This window comes from Nocardiopsis sp. iso_186 (genome assembly GCF_056173365.1).
The window spans coordinates 2,607,517-2,628,623 of record NZ_CM149670.1 but is presented as its reverse complement, the minus strand read 5'-3'; the positions used below and the strand labels follow the sequence as shown (position 1 = coordinate 2,628,623).

At 70.1% G+C, this 21,107-nt stretch carries 5 protein-coding genes; 2 read left to right on the top strand and 3 right to left on the bottom strand.

The features are described 5' to 3' along the window. Position 1: 1 nt before the first annotated feature. The 3 genes from AC0VYP_RS11475 to AC0VYP_RS11465 form a co-directional block, all read right to left on the bottom strand. Positions 2-10,615 (bottom strand): type I polyketide synthase, encoded by a 10,614-nt coding sequence (locus tag AC0VYP_RS11475; protein ID WP_475473972.1) that lies wholly within the window; start codon positions 10,613-10,615, stop codon positions 2-4. A 100-nt stretch (positions 10,616-10,715) separates the two neighbouring features. Continuing rightward, a complete protein-coding gene (locus AC0VYP_RS11470; protein ID WP_475473971.1) occupies positions 10,716-15,668 on the bottom strand; it encodes a type I polyketide synthase in 4,953 nt (1,650 codons plus the stop codon). A gap of 49 nt (positions 15,669-15,717) precedes the next feature. Continuing rightward, positions 15,718-18,768: a helix-turn-helix transcriptional regulator gene (locus AC0VYP_RS11465; protein ID WP_475473969.1), complete on the bottom strand. Its 3,051-nt coding sequence runs from the start codon at positions 18,766-18,768 to the stop codon at positions 15,718-15,720. Between the two features lie 287 nt (positions 18,769-19,055). On the opposite strand from AC0VYP_RS11465, the gene AC0VYP_RS11460 reads away from it, so the two are divergent. Both AC0VYP_RS11460 and AC0VYP_RS11455 read left to right on the top strand, forming a co-directional pair. Continuing rightward, positions 19,056-19,937 carry a radical SAM/SPASM domain-containing protein gene (locus tag AC0VYP_RS11460; protein ID WP_285762076.1) on the top strand — a complete coding sequence of 294 codons (882 nt, stop codon included), beginning with the start codon at positions 19,056-19,058 and terminating at the stop codon, positions 19,935-19,937. A 14-nt stretch (positions 19,938-19,951) separates the two neighbouring features. Beyond that, positions 19,952-21,088, top strand: coding sequence for a methyltransferase domain-containing protein (locus AC0VYP_RS11455; RefSeq protein ID WP_285762077.1), 1,137 nt, complete (start codon positions 19,952-19,954; stop codon positions 21,086-21,088). The last annotated feature ends 19 nt before the right edge of the window (positions 21,089-21,107 follow it).

The window sequence follows — 21,107 nt, the reverse complement described above, 5'->3', positions numbered from 1 at the left end:
TTCACCGCATACGGGCGGCGATTGTGTCGAGACGGGCCGCGATGCTCTCCCGCGTGTCGTCGTCCTCGGGCTCCGCGGCGGCGAGGGCGCGCTCCAGTACATCGAGTTGCGCGAGCAGTTCCTCACCGGACACGTGCCCCTTGGCCAGGATCAATGGGAGCAGGTGCCCCGCGAGCGCGGTCGGCGTCGGGTGGTCGAAGATCAGCGCCGCACCGATCGCCAGACCGGTGCCCGTACTGAGCCTGTTGGCGAACTGCAGCGCGATGAGGGAGTCGAACCCCACGTCCCAGAAGGAGTGGTCGGGTGCCATCCGCTCGGTCGCGCCCAGGGAGAGGGCCGTGACGGTGAGCACCAGGTCCAGGACGACCTGCTCCTGTTCGACCGGTGTGCGCCCGACCAGGCGGTCGGCCAGCGAACGGCTCGCGCGTCCAGCCGTTGGTCGGACGCCGTTCCGGGCCGGGCGCACCAGGGCGCGCAGCAACGGGGGAACCGCACCGCCCAGCGCAGCGTTCGCGTAGGAACGCGCGGCGGCGACGTCCAGGTGCATCGGCACCGACACCGCGTCGTCGAGGCACAGTGCGGCGTCGAAGAGCGCCGTTCCCTCGGCGGCCGAAAGAGGGCGCAGGCCCTGGCCGGCCATCCGGCGCAGGTCGGAGGGGTCGAGTGCGCCGCCCATACCGTCGGGGTTCTCCCACATCCCCCACGCGAGCGAGGTCGCTACCAGGCCCGCCGAGCGACGGCCGTGCGCCAGGGCGTCCAGGAAGGCGTTGGCCGCGGCATAGTTGCCCTGACCAGGGCTGCCCAGGACACCGGCGGCCGAGGAGAACATCACGAAGGCTGCGAGATCGGTCTCCCGGGTCAACTCGTGCAGGTTCAGCGCCGCGTTCACCTTGGGCGCGAACACCGCCGCCAGCCGCTGCGGGGTGAGTGCGGGGATGAGTCCGTCGTTGACCAGGCCGGCGGTGTGTACCACAGCGGTAAGCGGGTGGGCAGCGGGAATGTCGCCGAGTACAGCGGCCAGCGCACTACGGTCCGCGACGTCGCACGCCCGCACGGTGACCTCGGCGCCCAACCTCTTGAGCTCTTGGGTCAGGCCGGCGGCACCTTCTGCGTCGGAGCCACGGCGGCTCACCAGCAGCAGGTTGCGCACCCCGTGCGCCTCGACGAGGTGGCGCGCGAGGAGTCCACCCAGGGCCCCGGTGCCTCCGGTGACCAGTACGGTGCCCGCGGGCGCGAGCACGGGGAGTGCGTGTGGGGCCGAGGCGGTGACCCGTTCGAGGCGGGGAAGCAGGATCGTGCCGGCACGGACGGCCGCCTGCGGCTCCCCGGCCGCGGCCACCGTGAGCAGCAGTTCCAGCTGGACGTCGTCGTCCGTGTCCACCAGCTGCACCCGATCGGGGTACTCCGACTGCGCCGAGCGCAGCAGCCCCCAGATCGCGGCACCCACCGGGTCGGGGACGTCCGTCGGGCCTCCCGCCGCAACGGCCTTCCGGGTCAGGACGACCAACCGCGCCCCGCGCAGTCCCGCCTCGGCCACCCACTCCTGGATCAGGCCCAGACCGCGGGCGACCGCGGCGTGCACGTCGTCGGCGTCCGGCGCGACCGCGGGACCGCCCATGTCCGCCAGAACGAGTTCGGGTGCGGGGGCGCCGTCCTCGATCGCGTCGGCCAACGACTCGATGTCGGGGTAGGCGGTCACCGGCTCCCCAAGGCTTTGGGACAGCGGCCGCGCGCTCCCGGCGGGTCCCAGCACGGCCCACCGCGTATTCGTGCGGGTGTCCGCCCGGTCCGTGGGCCGGGACAGGATGTCCCAGCGCACCCGCAGCAGGGAGTCGGTGCCCGGGGGGCGGGTTCCGCGTGGGACCGGTTCCAGGGTCAGTGAGGCGACGGAGGCCACCGGGGCACCGGAGTCGTCGGCCAGCTCCAGACTGGTGGTCGCGGGCCCGGTGCGGGTCGCCCGGATCCGCAGACGCGTCGCACCGGACGCGTGCAGGACCAGTCCCGCCCAGGCGGTGGGCAGCAGGGGACGTCGCGCCTCTGCGGGGGAAAGGCAGAGGGCGGCTGCGTGGGCCGCCGCGTCCAACAGCGCCGGGTGCAGGCCGAACCCCGGTTCGCCGTCGCCGTGCTCCGCGTCGATTCCGGCCTCGGCGAAGACCTGGTCACCGAGGCTCCAAGCAGTGTGCAGGAAACGTGCGTCGGGAACGCAGGAGAGTCCGGCATCGGTCAGCTCGTCGTAGAGAGCATCGATGTCGAGCTGCTCTGCTCCCGACGGTGGCCAGGTATGCGGCCAAGCGTCCGGGCGGGGACCGTGTGCGGCGAGCAGGCCCCGGGCGTTGCGGGTCCACGGCGTCTCGGGGGCGGCGTTCTCGGCTCGGGTGTGCACCTCGACCGGGCGGAGCCCGGCATCGTCCGGCGCGGCCACCATGACGTGCAGTCGTAGTGCGCTGTCCGCGGGGAGAGGGATCGCCTCGTTGACGGTCAGTTCGTGCACGGCGTCGCATCCGGCCTCGTCGGCGGCACGGAACAGCAGTTCGGGAAGGATGCCAGCCGGCGCTCCGACCGGCGCGGTCCCGGCCGCCCAGGGGTGGGTCGCGGTGGAGAGCCTGCCCGTGAGCAACAAACCACCAGACCCGGGCAGCGGGGACAGCGCACCGAGCAGGGGATGACCGGCACTGGTCAGACCGACAGCGGAGACCGTCCCGATCGACGGTGGGGTGGTGGGCCAGTAGCGGTTGTGTTGGAAGGCGTACGTAGGCAGAACCACACCCCCACCCCCACCCACCAACGGACCCCAATCCACATCCACCCCACCCACAAACAACCCACCCAACCCCCTCACCAACGACCCAACCTCACCCCCACCCTCACCACCACCACCACCACCGCCCAACAACGACACCACACCCACACCACCCACACCCCCCAACACCTCCCCCACCAACCCCGACAACACCCCACCCGGACCCACCTCAACAAACGACCGAACCCCCGCCCCAAACAACGACCTCACACAATCCCCAAACCGCACCCGAGCAACCACCTGCTCCACCCAATAACCCGCACCACACCACCCCTCACCCACCAACCCACCCGACACATTCCCCACCACACCAACCCGCGGCACCCCATACGAAACCCCCTCCAACACCTCCCGAAACTCACCCAACACCGGCTCCATCAACCCCGAATGAAACCCATGACTCACCCGCAACCGCCGCCACCGCACCCCACGCCCCGCAAACACCTCCACCACCCCAAAAACCGCACCCTCCTCCCCCGACACCACCACCGACGAATCACCATTAACCGCCGCCACCCACACCCCCGAAACCCCCGCAACCACCTCCTCCACCTCAGCCTCCGACACCCCCAACGCCACCATCACCCCACCCGAAGGCAACCCCTCCATCAACCGACCCCGCGCAGACACCACCCGCACCGCATCACCCAACGACCACACACCCGCCACATGAGCAGCCGCCAACTCCCCCACCGAATGCCCACCAACAAACCCCGCCCGCACCCCAAACGACTCAAGAAGCCGAAACAACGCCACCTCAACCGCAAACAACCCCGCCTGCGCAAACACCGTCCGATCCAACAACCCCCCATCCCCACCAAAAACCACATCCCTCAACGGAACACCCAACACCCCCCCAAACTCCCCACACACCTCATCAAAAACCCCCGCAAACACCGGAAAACGCTCATACAACCCCCGCCCCATCCCCAACCGCTGCGACCCCTGACCCGAAAACACCACACCAACAGAACCCCCGACAAAAGACCCCGTCACCAGATTTGGCGCCGACTCCCCACGCGCACACGCCGCCAACCCCGCAACCGCCTCCCCCCGATCAGCAGCCACCACCACCGCCCGATCCCGCAAAGACGCACGCGACGTGGCCAGGGAATACGCGGTATCCAGAATCCCCACCGTCGGCTGCTGCTCCAAGTGAGAGACAAGCCGGCCGGCCTGCGCACGAAGTCCGTCGGTTCCTCGGGCCGATACCGGGAACGGCAACGGCAGTCCCGGCGATTCCTGATCCGGGGCTGTCGCGGCTCCCGTGCTCACCGGTGCCTCGTCACCCTGTTCGAGGACGAGGTGGGCGTTGGTCCCACTCACCCCGAACGACGACACCCCCGCCCGCCTGGGACGCCCCGTGTCCGGCCAGTCGCGCTGCTCGACCAGAAGCTCCACCGCCCCCGCCGACCAATCCACGTGCGGCGAAGGCGCATCCACATGCAACGACGCCGGCACCACCCCGGCCCGCATCGCCATAACCGCCTTGATCACCCCCGCGACCCCCGCCGCCCCCTGGGTATGACCGATATTGGACTTCAACGACCCCAACAACAACGGCTCACCCGAACGACCCTGGCCATAGGTCGCCAACAACGCCTGCGCCTCGATCGGATCCCCAAGACGCGTCCCCGTCCCATGCGCCTCCACCACATCCACATCAGCAGCAGACAAACCCGCATCCGCCAACGCCGCACGAATCACCCGCTCCTGCGACGGACCATTAGGCGCCGTCAACCCATTGGACGCACCATCCTGATTCACCGCACTCCCACGCACCACACCCAAAACAGCGTGACCATTCCGCCTGGCCAACGACAACCGCTCCAACACCAGCACCCCGGTGCCCTCGCTGAACCCGGTGCCGTCGGCCGCGGCCGCGAACGCCTTGCACCGGCCATCAGGAGCCAACCCCCGCTGCCGGGAGAACTCCACGAAGAGATTGGGCGTGGACATGACGGTGGCGCCGCCGGCCAGGGCCATGGAGCACTCACCCCGACGCAACGCCTGCGCCGCCAGATGAATCGCCACCAACGACGACGAACACGCCGTATCAACCGTGATCGCCGGCCCCTCCAACCCCAACGCATAGGCCACCCGACCCGACGCCACACTCCCGGAGTTTCCGGTCCCGAGGTAGCCCTCGCTGTCCTGGGCGGTCGCCGCCGCGTGCGCGAGGTAGTCCAGGTACATCACGCCCGTGTAGACGCCGACGTCGCTGCCCTTCAACGACGACGGGTCGATCCCCGCACGCTCCACCGCCTCCCACGACACCTCCAACAACAACCGCTGCTGGGGGTCCATCGCCACCGCCTCACGCGGCGAAATCCCGAAGAACCCCGCATCAAACCCCGCCACATCCTCCAAGAACCCACCCACACGCACATACGAGGTCCCCGCACGATCAGGATCAGCGTCGAACAACGCCTCCAGATCCCAACCCCGGTCAGTGGGGAACTCCGCGACCGCATCGACACCTCCCGCCACCAACCGCCACAAGTCCTCCGGAGACGCCACACCCCCCGGGAACCGACACCCCATCCCCACAATCGCGATCGGCTCATCGACCGCACCGCGGTCCGGACCGATCGTCACTGCTGGAGCACTGCCGTGTCCGGGCAGCACCCCGAGGAGGTACCTGGCCAGCGCAGTGGGCGTGGGATGGTCGAACACCAGCGTCGCCGGCAGCCGCAGTCCGGTGGCCGTGTTGAGCCGGTTGCGCAGTTCCACCGAGGTGAGCGAATCGAACCCGGCTTCGCGGAAGGCGCGGTCCGCACCGACCAGGTCTCCGGTGGCATGCCCGAGGACCGCTGCGGCCGTCTCGCGTACGAGGCCGACCAGAATTCCGGCGCGCTCTTCCTCGGGCAGTGCAGCGAGGCTCTGGGCCAGGGTGTTCTCTGTGGTCGCCTCGACCGACGCGATACGACGCCGGGGGCTGACCAGGCCGCGCAGCAGGGCGGGAACCCCTCCGTTCACGTCGCGTACGCGCGCCGGGGAGAGGTCGAGGCGGGCGGGTACGGCGAGTGCTGTGTCGCTGCGCAGGGCCGCGTCGAACAGCGCCAGGCCGTCGGTGCGGCTGAGGGGTCGGACCCCCTGTCGGGCCATGCGCGATCGGTCGGCCGAGGAAAGTCCACCGGTGAGTCCGCTGGTCTCCTCCCACAACCCCCACGCCATCGACACACCCGGCAACCCCTCAGCCCGACGACGCTGCACCAAACCATCCACAAACGCATTAGCCGCCGCATAATTAGCCTGCCCCGGATTACCAAACACCCCCGAAGCAGAAGAAAACACCACAAACATCGAAAGATCACAACCACGAGTCAACTCATCCAAATGCACCGCAGCGTCAGCCTTGGGACCAAACACCCCACCCAACCGCTCCGGACCAAGCGAAGAAAACACCCCGTCATCCAACACACCCGCCAAATGCACCACCCCCACCAACGGATGCTCAACCCCAACCCCCGCCACCACCCCCTCAACCACCCCACGATCAGAAACATCACCCACCACCACATCCACCACAGCCCCCAACCCCGAAAGCTCAGCCACCCACTCCCCAACACCCTGCGCACCCAACCCCGAACGACTCACCACCACCAACCGCCGCACCCCATGCACCACCACCAAATGCCGCACCACCAACCGCCCCAACACACCCGTCCCACCCGTCACCAACACCGTCCCCGGCAAAACGGTCGGTGCGGTCTCCTCCACCGCGACCCGCGCCAACCGAGGCACGAGCAGTGCTCCTGCACGGACTGCCACCTGCGGTTCCCCCAACTCGGCGATCGTGGGGAGGAGTGCACGGGAGGCGGTGTCGTCGTCGGCGTCAACGAGCACGATCCGATCGGGGTGCTCGGCCTGAGCCGAACGCACCAACCCCCACACCGCCGCAGCGGCCGGATCGCGCACATCGGTATCGCCCGTGGCCGGCATCGCCCCCTGCGTCACCACGAGCAGAGGAGCCGACTCGTCAGGGTCGGCCAGCCGGTCCTGTAGCGCGGACAGGACGTCGGCGACGACAGCGTGCACTTCGGGTACGGCCCGGTCATCGTTGCCCGGGTCGGGCGGGGCGACCTCGATCACCACCGGTTCCGCGGTGGCCGTCCCGGCCGGAAGGGGCACCGGGGTCCACGCGATGGCGAACAGCGCATCGGTTGCGGCAGCACCGTCCGCCCCGATTCCGGCTTCGGGGATCGGGCGGAACACCAGCGATCGCACCGCGGCCACGGGCTCGCCCGAAGGGTCGAAGATCTTCAGTTCGACCGCGTCGTCCCCGCTGGGGACGAGGTGGACCCGCAGTGCTGCGGCACCGGTGGCGTACAGGGTGACCTCGTTCCAGGCGAAGGGCAGCAGCACCCCTTCGTCAGCAGCGGTCGTGCGCCGGGGGCTCAGCGCCCCCGCGTGCAGGGCGGCGTCCAGCAGCGCCGGGTGCACGCCGAAATGCCGCGCGGCTCCTTGGTGTTCGGGAGGCAGCGCGACCTCGGCGAAGATCTCGCCGTCGCGTTGCCAGGCCGCGCGCAGCCCCCGGAAGGCCGGACCGTACGCGTATCCCGCCTCGGCCTGATCGTGGTAGAAGCCGGAGAGGTCCACGGGGCGGGCGCCGGGCGGCGGCCACTCCCCCTCCTGCCGGGGGCAGGGTTCGGTCCCCGCTGCACGGAGGAAGCCCTCGGCGTGATGGTCCCATCCGCGTGCGGCCTCCGCGGTGTCGGGGCGGGAGTGCACACTGACCGGGCGCCGGCCCGAGGAGTCGGGTTCGTCCACCCGGACCTGCACGCGTACGGCCCCGTGCTCGGGCAGGACCATGGGCGCGGCGATCACCAGTTCTTCCAGAACGGCGTACCCGACCTCGTCGCCGGCGCGCACGGCCAGCTCGACCAGTGCGGTGCCGGGTAGCAGCACGGTGCCCGTGACCACATGGTCGGCCAGCCACGGGTGCGCGGCCGTGGACAGCCTTCCGGTGAGGAGCACGCTGTCGTCGTCGGCCTGCGCGACGACCGCGCCCAGGAGCGGATGGTCGGCGGCTGCCAGACCTGCGGCGGCCATGTCGCCCGCGGCGGCGCCCATGTCGAACCAGTAGCGCCTGCGCTGGAAGGCGTAGGTGGGCAGGTCCACCCGCCGCGCCCCGGGCAACAGCGTCGTCCAGTCCACGGCGACACCATGGACGTATGCCTCGGCCAAGGAGGACAGGAAGCGTTCCTGACCGCCTTCGTCCCGGCGCAGCGAGCCCACGGAGACGGCGTCGGCGGCCGTCTCCTGCACGGATGCGGTCAGCACCGGGTGCGGGCTGCACTCCACGAACACGCCGTACCCCTGTGCGGCGAGCAGGCGGGTGGTCTCCGCGAAGCGCACCGTGTGCCGCAGATTGTCGAACCAGTAACCGGGGGTGAGGAGCGCGGTGTCGATGCGTTGTGCGCTCACCGTTGAGTAGAAGGGGATGTCGCTGCTGTGCGGGGTGATGCCGGTGAGCACGTTGTCCAGCTCGGCGCGAATCTGCTCCACCTGGGCCGAGTGCGAGGCGTAGTTGACGGGAAGGCGTTTGGCGCGGATGCCGTCGGCGGTGCACGCGTTGACGAGTGCGTTGACGGCGTCGGGCTCCCCGGACACGACCAAAGACTCCGTCCCGTTGACCGTTGCGACGGACAACCGTTCAGCCCACGGGCGCAGCAGTTCGGCGGCGCGGGACTCCGACACGGCGACCGAGGCCATGGCGCCCCGGCCCGACAGCGCGAGGAGGGCCTTGCTGCGCAACGCCACCACGCGGGCCGCATCTGGCAGCGACAGTGCACCGGCGACGCAGGCGGCGGCGATCTCCCCTTGGGAGTGCCCGACCACCGCCGCGGGCTCGACGCCGTGTGAACGCCACAGCGCGGCCAGGGAGACCATCACCGCGAACAGGACAGGTTGAACCACGTCCACCCGGTCCAACAGCGCGGCGTCACCGCGCAGTACATCCGTCAGCGACCAGTCCACGAACGGGGCGAGTGCCTGCTCGCAATCGGCCATCGACGCCGCGAACACCGGCGACGCGTCCAGCAGGTTGACCGCCATACCCGCCCATTGCGTCCCCTGGCCGGGGAAGACGAACACCACACCCGGATCGGCTACGGCCGTTCCCCGTACAACTCCCGGAGCCGGTTCTTTGTTGGCCACCGCGGCCAGTCCGGCCAGGGCTTCGTCGTGATCGACGGCGAGGACCACTGCCCGCTCCGACAGGGCCGCGCGGGTGGTGCAGAGAGAGTACGCGGTGTCGGCGAGATCGTCCGTCGGCCGCCGGCCGAGGTGGGCGGCCAGGTGGTGGGCCTGTGCGCGCAGCGCGGGTTCTCCGTGCCCCGACAGCACCAGCGGTAGGACGGCAGGACGGTCGGGTTTCACCGCCGAGTGCTCTGCTCCTGCGGGGGCCGACGGGTCCGACCCGTCGGGTTCCGGAGCCTGTTCGAGGATGAGATGGGCGTTGGTGCCGCTGACCCCGAACGCCGAGACCCCGGCACGGCGCGGCCGCCCTGTCTCCGGCCAGGGACGTGACCGGGTCAGCAGTTCCACCGCCCCGGCCGACCAGTCCACGTGTGGCGAGGGCTCGTCCACGTGCAGGGTGCGGGGCAGGGTCGCCGCCCGCAACGCCATGACTGTCTTGATCACCCCGCCCACCCCGGCCGCGGCCTGGGCGTGGCCGATGTTGGATTTCAGCGACCCCAGCCACAACGGGTCGCCGGGGCGGTCGTGCCCGTAGGCGGCCAGCAACGCCTGGGCTTCGATCGGGTCACCGAGCGTCGTGCCCGTTCCGTGCGCCTCCACCAGGTTGACGTCGGCCGGGGCGAGGTCCGCATCGGTCAGTGCCGCACGGATCACTCGCTGCTGGGAGGGCCCGTTGGGCGCGGTCAATCCGTTGGAGGCGCCATCCTGGTTGACGGCCGATCCGCGCAGCACCGCCAGGACCTCGTGACCGTTGCGCCTGGCGTGGGAGAGCCGTTCCAGCAGCAGCACCCCCACCCCCTCCGACCAGGAGGTTCCGTCGGCAGCCGCGGCGAACGACTTGCACCGCCCGTCCGGTGCCAGGCCCCTCTGCCGGGAGAACTCCGCGAAGGCGCCGGGCAGCGCCATGACCGTGACGCCGCCGGCCAACGCCATGGAGCATTCGCCCCGGCGCAGCGCCTGAGCGGCCAGGTGAATGGTGACCAGGGACGACGAGCAGGCCGAGTCGATGGTGACCGCCGGGCCCTCCAGTCCCAGTACGTAGGCCACTCGGCCCGACGCGACGCTGCCGGCGATGCCGGTCCCGATGTAGCCTTCGAGTTCGTCGGGCACGGGGTGCAGCCGGGTGGCGAAGTCGTGGTAGACGACGCCGGTGTACACACCGATGTCGCGTCCGCGCAGCGAGGAGGGATCGATCCCCGCCCGCTCGAACGCCTCCCACGAGGTCTCCAGGAGCAACCGCTGCTGGGGGTCCATCGCCACTGCCTCGCGCGGGGAGATGCCGAAGAAGTCTGCGTCGAACCCGGTCATGTCGTACAGGAAGCCTCCTTCGCGAACGTAGGAGGTGCCCGGACGATCGGGATCGGGGTCGTAGAGACCGTCCAGGTCCCAGCCGCGGTCGGTGGGAAATTCCGAGATCGCGTCGGTCTCGTCGATCACCAGCTGCCACAGGTCCTCCGGTGAGGTGACACCGCCGGGGTAACGGCAGCCCATTGCCACGATCGCGATGGGCTCGTGCTGGTCGGCCTCGATCTCGCGCAGCCGCCTCTTGGTGAGGCGGGCGTCGGCGAGAACGCGTTTGAGGTAGTCGCGCAGCCTCTGGTCGTCCGCCATGGCAGATCAGCTCCTGAAAAGGTGACCGGGTGAAGAGCCGGCGAACGGTCGCCTGACTCGCGGGCTGGGACGGGCAGGCAAAGCGCCTGACCGCGGTCTCTCACGCCTGTCCGAACTCGCTGTCGATGAGCTGGAACACCTGGTCATCGGTTGCCAGGTCGAGGTCGAGGTCGTCGCCCGGGGTCTCGCCGTCCCAACGGGCGGCGAGCGAACGCAGGCGCGCGGTGATTTGTGCACGCAGCGGGGCGTCGGGGGTCGCTCCCGCGAGTGCCGTCTCCAGTGCGGCCAGCTCCGCCAGGACCGGGGGCCGACCATCCGCGGCAGGCGCCAGCAGAGTGCGGAGCAGGTCGGCGACCGCGGCCGGGTTGGGGTGGTCGAAGACGACGGTGGTCGGCAGCGGAACCCCGCAGGCGCTGATCAGCCGGTTGCGCAGTTCCACCGCGGTCAGGGAGTCGAACCCCAGTTCTCCGAAGGCACGGTCGGGTGGGACCGCGGCGGTGCCGGAGTGACCGAGGACCGTGGCTGCCTCGGTGCGTACCAGGTCGAGCAGGGTACGTTGCCGGTCCGCGGGTGAAAGGCCGGCGAGCCGGGCGGCCAGTTCACGTCCGGCCCCCTCGGATTCGGCCGCGGGGGCGGGGGCGGATTCCTCCCGGATGCGGCGCACCTCGGGGATGTTGTCCAGGAGTGGGCTGGGGCGCATGGCGGTGAACCGTGGGGCGAACCGCGACCAGTCCACATCGGTGACGGTGACGCACGTTTCTCCGTGTCCGACGGCGTGGACGAGCGCGCGGACCGCCGCTTCCGGGGCCATGAGCGTCAGACCCGATCGTTGGAGCCCCGACCGGACGTCGGCGGAGAAGGTGGACATCCCCCCTCCGTCCCAGGCACCCCACGCGACGGAGGTCGCGGTCAGTCCGCGCGCCCTGCGCTGTTCGGCCAAAGCGTCCAAAAAGGCGTTGGCCGCGGCGTAGGCGCCCTGGGTGGCGCTGCCCCAGACCGCGGCGTTGGAGGAGAACAGCACGAACGCGTCGAGGTCGATGTCGCCGAGCAATTCGTCCAGGTGTGCCGCGCCCGATGCCTTGGCCGCCAACACGTCGGCGACCTCCGTCGGTCCGGTCGTCGCGAGCGCTTCCGGCCAGGCGACACCGGCCGCGTGCACGACCGCGGTGAGGGGGTGCCGGTCGGGAAGTTGGGCCAGGAGCCGTGCGACCGAGTCACGGTCGGCCACGTCGCAGGCGGCGAAGGTGACGTCGGCGCCCAGGGCAGCCAGTTCCTCGGCGAGGTCGGCGGCCCCCTCGGCCTCCGGGCCGCGGCGACTGGCCAGGACCAGGTGTTCGGCACCGTTGGCGGCGAGCCAGCGCGCGACGTGCGCGGCCACTCCGCCGGTGCCTCCGGTGACCAGGACGGTGCCGCGCGGGTGCCATCGGCGCTGTGCGGTATCACGCGTCGGGGCCGGTACCAGCCGGCGGGCCAGCAGCCCCGATTCCCGGATCGCGACCTGGTCCTCGGTGGTGGTGCCGGCCAGGACCGCGGCCATCCTGCGCAGTGCGGTGTCACCGGGGTCGTCGGGGAGGTTGACGAGACCGCCCCAGCGTCCGGGGTGTTCCAGCGCGGCGACGCGGCCCAATCCCCAGACGGCGGCCTGCACCGGATCGGTACGGGAGGGGCCGGGGCCGGTGGACACCGCCCCCTGGGTTGCGCACCACAGCGGCGCGGTCAACCGGAGGTCTTCGGCGGCCTGCACGAGGGCCAACGTGGCGGCGAGGCCGGTGGGCAGCGCAGGCAGACCGGGATGGTGGCCGGGGGCGAGGGCCAGCAGGGAGAGGACACCGTCGAAAGGGGCGTTTGCGTCTGCCGCGTCGTCGAGGCGACGGGCCAGGGTTGCCCGGTCGAGGTCGAGCGGATCGATCGTGAGAAGGGTGATCCGCGCACCCGACGCGGTCAGCGCGTCGGTGAGGACGGTGGCCACCGGGGCGGCGTTCTCGGGGGAGACGATCGCCCAGTGTCCGAGGGCCGCGGGTGGGGGCGGGTCCGCGACGGGGGTCCAGGTGACGCGATAGCGCCAGGAGTCGAGGAGCGCCTGTTCGCGGCGGCGACGGTTCCAGTCGGACAGGGCGGGCAGGACCTCGTCCAACGACGCGCGTTTGCAGTGGTCGTCGAGTGCGAGTTCCCTGGCGACCTCGTCGGTGTCGCCGCGCTCGATCGCGGCCCAGAGAGCGGCGTCGGCCTGGTCCGCGGGGGTACCGGCCGCGGGGGCGGGGAGTTCTTCGAGCCAGTAGCGCTGGCGGTTGAAAGCGTAGGTGGGCAGGTCCACCCGCCGCGCTTCAGGAAGCAGTACCGTCCAGTTGACGTCCACACCGCGCACATGGACCTCAGCCAACGAACACAACAACCGACGCAAACCACCGTCATCACGCCGCAGCGTCCCCGTGACCAAGGCCCGGGAGGTGTCTTCGTCCCCCTGGACCAAGTCGTGGATGCTGGTGGTCAACACCGGATGCGAACTCACCTCAACAAACGCACCAAACCCCTCCCCAACCAACCCACGAACCGCATCAGCAAACCCCACCGGCTCACGCAAATTCCGAAACCAATACCCACCATCCAAACCCGACCCATCAACCCACCCCCCCTCCACCGTTGACCACATCCCCACCGACCCCACCCGCGGCGCAATACCCTCCAACCCCTCCACCAACTGCGCCCGGATCCCCTCCACCTGCGGCCCATGCGACGCATAATCCACAGCAACACGCCGCACCCGCACCCCCACCCCCTCACACCACCCCACCAACGCATCCACCGCCACAACCTCACCCGACACCACCACCGACCCCGGACCATTCACCGCAGCAACCCCCACCCCCTCCCCCCACGACCCCACCCACGACTCCACCCACTCCACCGAAGCAGCAACCACCACCATCGCCCCACCACCAGCAAGACCCCGCGCAATCAACCCACTACGCACCACCACCACCCGCGCCGCATCCTCCAACGACAACACCCCCGCCACACACGCCGCCGCCACCTCCCCCTGCGAATGCCCCACCACCGCCCCAGGCACCACACCCACCGACTCCCACAACCGCGCCAACGCCACCATCACCGCAAACGACACCGGCTGCACCACATCAACACGATCCAACGAAGGCGCCCCCACATCCCCCCGAACCACCCCCAACAAATCCCACCCCACCAACGGATCAATCACCCCAGCACACGCACGCAACGCCTCCGCAAACACCGGAACAGACTCATACAACTCCGCCCCCATCCCCACCCACTGCGCACCCTGACCAGGAAAAACAAACACCACCCCCCCACACACATCAGCACGCCCCACCACCACCGACCCCAACCCCAACCCAGACCCAGACCCAGACCCAGACCCAGACCCAGCAACCACACCCAACCCCGCAACCGCCTCCCCCCCACCAGCAGCCACCACCACCGCCCGATCCACCAAAGACGCACGCGACGTGGCCAGGGAATACGCGGTATCCACCAAAACCGGAGCCACCTCCCCCTCCGCAACCAACCGCTCCTCCAAATGAGCAGCAAGCCGAACCGCCTGAGCACGCAACCCCGCACCCCCCCGCCCCGACACCACCAACGGCAAACAGGCCGGGACTCCGGCGGTGTCCCGCGTCGTGTTGACGTCCTGCGTCGGAGGTGCCTGTTCGAGGATGAGATGGGCGTTGGTCCCGCTCATCCCGAAGGCCGATACCGCGGCCCGGCGAGGACGCCCCGTCTCCGGCCACTCCCGTGCCCGGGTCAGCACCTCCACCGCGCCCGCCGACCAATCCACCTGATCCGAAGGCGCATCCACATGCAACGACGCCGGCACCACCCCGGCCCGCATCGCCATAACCGCCTTGATCACCCCCGCGACCCCCGCAGCCCCCTGGGCATGACCGATGTTGGACTTCAACGACCCCAACAACAACGGCAAGGACGGATCACGGTCCTGGCCATAGGTCGCCAACAACGCCTGCGCCTCGATCGGATCCCCAAGACGCGTCCCCGTCCCATGCGCCTCCACCACATCCACATCGGACGCCTCAAGACCCGCATCCGCCAACGCCGCACGAATCACCCGCTCCTGCGACGGACCATTAGGCGCCGTCAACCCATTGGACGCACCATCCTGATTCACCGCACTCCCACGCACCACACCCAACACCCGATGCCCGCTCTCCAACGCCCGCGACAACGGCTCGAGGAGCAGCACCCCCACTCCCTCTCCCCAGCCGGTGCCGTCGGCCGCGGCCGCGAACGCCTTCGACCGCCCGTCCGGGGACAGCGCACGCTGCCGGGAGAACTCCACGAAGACCCCTGGCAGCGGCATGATGGTGGCGCCGCCGGCCAGGGCCATGGAGCACTCACCCCGACGCAACGCCTGCGCCGCCAGATGAATCGCCACCGACGAGGAAGAGCAGGCGGTGTCCACGCTGACGGCCGGGCCCTCCAGGCCCAGCGTGTAGGCCACCCGACCCGACGCCACACTCCCGGCGCTGCCGACCGAGAGGAATCCTTCGAACTCTTCGGCGACGCGCTGGCGAAACGCGTAGGTCTGGTAGACCACCCCGGTGTAGACGCCGACGTCGCTGCCCTTCAACGACGACGGGTCGATCCCGGCGTGCTCCACCGCCTCCCACGAGGTCTCCAACAGCAACCGCTGCTGGGGGTCCATCGTCACCGCCTCGCGCGGCGAGATCCCGAAGAACCCCGCGTCGAAGAGATCGGCGTCGTGCAGGAAGCCTCCTTCCCGCGTGTACGAAGTGCCCAGGCGATCGGGATCGGGATCGTAAAGGCCGTCCAGGTCCCATCCCCGGTTGGTGGGAAACCCCGAGATGGCGTCCGTGTTCTGTGACACCAGTCGCCACAGGTCCTCCGGGGACGCCACACCCCCCGGGAACCGACACCCCATCCCCACGATCGCGATCGGCTCCGTGGCCAGGGACTCTAGTTCGGTCACCCGCTGCCGTGTCTGGTGGAGATCGGCGGTGACCCACTTCAGGTAGTTGACAAGGGTGTCTTTGTCGGTCATGCCGACCGGCCTCTTCTCGTTGGGGTGGCGCCCGCACAGCCCAATGGGCTCATGCCGTGCGCGCCAGATCGGCGTGGAGTTCGGTTGGGAGGTCCCTGCGGTCCTGGACGTCGAGCTTGCGGTAGACCCGGGTGAGGTGCTGCTCCACCGTGCTGGGGGTGACGAAGAGCTTCCCGGCGATCTCCCGGTTGGTGTAACCCACGACGGCGAGAGCGGCGACACGGCGTTCCGATCCGGTGAGGGAGTCGATCCCTGCCGAGCTCTTGGCGGTCGGCACCGTGCGGCTGAGGGAATCGGAGTCGGGGAACGCTCCCAAACAGTGCGGCGAGGCGCCGCACACCTTTGCCAGGTGCCAGGCCCTGCGTGCCATCATTCGCGCGTGTTTGCGCTGTCCCAGTGCGTGGTGGGCGCAACCCAGGTCTGCGACCGATCGGGCGAGCTCGAAGCGATCCCCTTGGTCCTCGAAGATGTCCACGGCCTCGGTGAGCAGTTGCGGCCGGCGTTCGGGCGCGCTGACCGCCGCCAGGAGCCGTAGCGACAGGCCGCGGGCGTGGCAGTCGGCGGCGTCCAGACGGGTGAGCTGCTCGTGGACGAGCCGTCGGGCCTGGTGCGGGTTGCCCAGGCACAGCCACGCCTCGGCCGCCCCGATCCGCCAGGGCACGAGGCCGGGCAGGTCGATTCCCCAGCCGCGCATCAGGTCGCCGCAGGCCAGGAAGTCGGCGAGACCGGCATGGCCGCGGTCCGCCGCCAGGTGGTGCTGCCCGCGAGCGTAGAGGTAGTGCAGGCCGTAACGGTTGCAAAAGAGCGCCTCGGGCACCGGCCGGGCCACCAGCGCCGCGGCGGCGGTGTGGTCGCCCATCCGGCTCAGGGCAAGGATGAGCGCCCCCAGTGGGAGCCCGACGGTCGTTCCCCACCCGTGCGGAGGCAACCGCGTCAGTGCTGTGCGTGCGTGGTCGGCGGCGGTGCGCAGGTCGCCCTCATGCAGGGCGGCCTGCGCACGGGCTGCGTGCAGGACGGCCCGGCGGGTCGGAGCGCGGCCTTCGTCCGCGGCCAGCAGCCGGTCGAGGCCGGCGGTGGCGACCTGGACGGTATCCGCGCACAGCAGGACCGGGAGGGCCAACAACACGGACTCGACGGACCAGGTGTTGGCGCGAGCGTCCTCGGCCTCGCGCAGGACCGCCTCTGCCCGGTTGACGGTGGTACGGGGGCGACCACGGCGCAATGGTTCGGCGATCGCGGCCGCCATTGGCAGCCAGGGGTCGGCCTCGGGCGGGGTCGGGGTGGCGCGCTCCGTCGAGGGGGCGGGGGTGTGCGGACCGTTGCCGAGGGGAGGATGAGCGAACGTCAGCCATCCTTCGAGGTCACGGAGCTTGGCGGCATCGCGTTCGTCGTACGTTGACGCCTGGCCGCGCAGATGGGCGAGCGCCGCAGCGGCCTCTGCCGTGCGGCCGTGCCAGAGGAATTGGCGGACCAGTTCGACACTGTCATAGGGCTGGAGTTGACCGGCCCGTAGTTCAATGCCCAACGGGGCGAGGTACCGGACCGTGGCTGCTGGATCGACCTGCCATCCGGCCCGGGCGAGCCCGGCTGTGGCGGCAGCGACGGAGGCGACGGAGGCGTCGGAATCGGCACGCGAGCGGTCGGCGGCCTCCAGGCAGGCGAGGGCTCGGACGGCGTCGCCGTCGGCCGCAGCCTGGTCGGCCGCCTCCGCCAGCACCGCAGCGCCCCACGGGGGTGGTGGGGTGTCGGCCTGAACCAGATGTCGGGCGGTCTCCTCGGCGGGGGCGCCCCGGGCGTGCAGCAGGCGTGCGGCCCTGGTGTGCAGCTCGGCCCGGGCTCTCTGCGGAAGGTCGGCGAGAACGGCGGCACGGGCCTCGTCATGGCGGAACCGTCGGCCGGCGAGGAGTCCCGCAGCGGTCATGGCCTCGACGATGGGTGCGCCGGGACCGGGACCGGCGAGTTCGCCCGGGTCCACGACCTCGGCTCCGGTATCGAGCACGGCCAGTGCTCGGCCGATGTCGAGCATTCGGGGACCACCGCGGTGTAGGCAGCGCAGCACGGCATGGCGGTAGTGCTCGCCGGTGTTGCTTGCCTGGTCGTCGATGAGGGCGTGCAGGAGCCGGGGGTTGCCGCCGCTGGCGGTGACGAGAGCGGAAGCGGTGGTGGCACCGAGTCGTGCAGCCGCCAGCTCCCCGACCGCCTGGGAGGACAACAGCGGCAACAGAATGCTGCCGCAATGGGGCTGTTGACGAAATTCGGAGTACACCGGGGAGAGGCCGGGCATTGTCCGCGCGACTTCGGTAATGACCACCATGGCGCGCGTTGACCGAAGTTGACGAACACAATAGAGGAGGCAGCGCATTGATGCCTCGTCGGAATGATGTGCGTCGTCAACAATTAGGACAAGAGGATTGTCGTCGGAAATCCCGAGGAGGACAAGAAATATTCCATGGAAAATTCGCGCCATTTCCGGTCCGACCGAATCGGGGTCTGCACCGGCCAGGGAGGCACCGTCGTCCAGGAGCCGGGCCACACGACTTCTCAGCGGACCGGAAAGCGCCTTGTCGTGCAGCAACTGACTGAGTGCACTCAAGGGGAGCGCTCGTTCCATGGGAGAGCAGTCCGTGGTCAGAACGCGCGCACCGCGGTAGCGCGCGTGCTCGGCGAACACCCGGGCCAGTTCCGTGCGCCCGCAGCCGACCGGGGCGCCGATAAGGACACCCCGCCCTTTTCCGGCCTCGCAATCAGCAAGCGACCGGTCCAGGAAAGCTACGTGCCCATCTCTTTCGAGAAGCACCTTAATCTCCCGCCGAAAAACCGCACTGAAATACCAAATCGTCGGTCGCCCACCAGCATACGGATCGGCCCACCACTGAAAAGAGTGCAATTCCCATCCGCCATCCACCAAACGACCACCGGGCGCCCATTCCTTCGGCCGGGTCCGGGGCAGCGGCCCTGATGGGGACCCCACTGGGAGATGCCCGGGGAAAGTCGCAGGAGGCGGCGGTGCCCAACGGCGCTGCCCGGACGATCGACCGGGTTGACCGGCTCTCGCACCGTGTGGGCCGCGCAACGGGAACCCGTGGCCGCAATCAGCCATTTCCCCTGACAGTGCACGCTCTCCGGGTTACGGTCGAACCATCCGCACACAAGACTCGGGCAGACCTTGGCGAACAACGGCGGACGGCCGTCCGGCACGACTGCGCGACTACCGTGCCCGGGCGACGGAAGCAAGGACGGCCGACCGGCAGAGTGCCTGTTGAGGTGTTCCCCGCGCACGCGGGGATGCGGGAGCCTGCTCGGTGTCGGCGGGGAAGATCTGTCCCGAGGCCGTCCCGGTCGTCCTTGTCGGGTGGGCATTCGTTACGCACTGCTCGGAGAAGTTCTGTGACGGCTCGACCCCCTCGTTTCCTGGCCCTCGACATCACCCGCAAGTGCCAGCTGAGCTGCGGGCACTGCTACAACCGCTCGGGCCCCGGACTGGGGCACGGCGAAATGCTGACCGTGGACTGGATGGTTGTGCTCGACCAGGCTGCGGACCTGGGGGTGCACACCGTCCAGTTCATCGGAGGGGAACCCACGAGCCATCCCGGCTTCCGGTCGCTCGTCCGGTACGCGGTTGACCAGGGACTGCACGTCGAGGTGTACTCCAACCTCGTGCACGTCGCCTCCGAGCTGTGGCCCCTCTACGGGTGCGGCCGCGTGTCCCTGGCGACCTCCTACTACTCCCCCGACCCCAGGGAGCACGCCGCGATCACCGGTCGCCCCGCGGTGCACTCCCGGACCCGCGCGAACATCGCCGAGGCGGTGCGCCGGGACATCCCGATCCGGGTGGGCCTGGTGAACGTGCTCCCCGGCCAGAAAACGGAGCAGGCGCGTGCCGAACTGGTCTCCCTCGGTGTACCCGAGAAGAAGATCCGCACCGATCGGGTCCGCGCCTTCGGGCGGGCCGCGCAGCCGCCCGCGGACGGACCCGCCCTCGGCGAACTGTGCGGCAGGTGCGGGGACTCCGCAGCCGCGGTCCTGCCGTCCGGGGACGTCGTCCCGTGCGTGATGGCGGCGTGGATGACCGCGGGCAACGTCCGCGAACGGGGGCTCCACGACATCCTGGCCGGGCCGCGGATGGCCGGGCACCGTGCTGCGATCGCGGGACGGAACGCGCCGCGCACCGGATGGTGCGCCCCTGACGACAGCTGTCCCCCGCAGGACTCCAACGACTGCGATCCGCAGAATCAGCCGGCCGATTACTGCGACCCCGACCTCCCGTAGAAGAAAAGGACAGCATGGATTGGCAGCAACGGGCATCCCTGCTCGCCGACCGGATCGCCCCGCCCGGCTCTCCGTGGCGACAGGCCGTCCTGGCCACGCCGCGGCACAGGTTCGTCCCGAACTGGTGGGGCCCCACCGCCGAAGGGTGGGAGCTGCACGCCGGGGCCGGGGCGCCAAAATCGTGGCTGGAACACGCCTACGCCGACCGCAGCGTCGTCACCCGGGTCGGGTCGGTGCACGCCGACCACGCCGACGCCGCGGAGCGCCCCGACGGTGCGGCCACGTCGTCGGCGACGCTGCCCAGCCTGGTCGTGCGGATGTACGACCTCGCCCTTATCGGGTCGGGCATGGACGTCCTGGACGTGGCCACCGGTTCCGGATACGGTGCGGCGCTGCTGGCCACACGGTTCGGCAGCAGGCAGGTGACCACGATCGACGTGGACCCCTACCTGGTCGAGGCCGCGGCTCGGCGCCTGGCCGACGCGGGGCTGCACCCGGAGGCGGTCGTGTGCGACGCGACCCGACGCCTCCCCGGCCGCTACGACCGGATCGTGTCGATGGTGGGGATGCCCACCATCCCGGAGTCGTGGGTGAGCGCGCTGCGGACCGGCGGGCGACTGGTCACCACTCTCGCGGGAACGACGATGCTCATCACCGCCACCAAGCACGACGACGGGCGGTTGTACGGCCGGGTGGAATGGGAGCGGGCCGGGTTCATGGCGGCGCGGTCCGGACCGGACTACCCGCCCGTGGCAGCGGCGTTCGAGGCCGCGCTCTCCCGTCCGGGCGAGGACATCGGCGCGGGCCGCTACCCGGTCCTCAACGTCAAGGAGGCGTGGGACGTGTACTCGATGCTGGAGGTGGAATGCCCGGGGATCGTCCACCGGTACCGAGAGGACGACGGTGTGCGGACCGCGCTCATGGTGCACGCGGACGGGTCGTGGGCCCGCGCCCGCGCACCCGGCTCCGAAACGGCCGAAGTCCATCAGGGCGGACCGCGGCGGTTGTGGGACCTCCTCGACGGGGTGCGTGACTACTGGGTGGAGCACGGCGAACTCCCGCTGCGCGGCGCGCGGGTCATCGTGCCGGCGACCGGTGGGCTCCGCCTGCTGAGGGGCGCGTGGCGCGCACGGATCCCCGCCGACGGCTGAGCCGGCCCGTGGCCGGGAC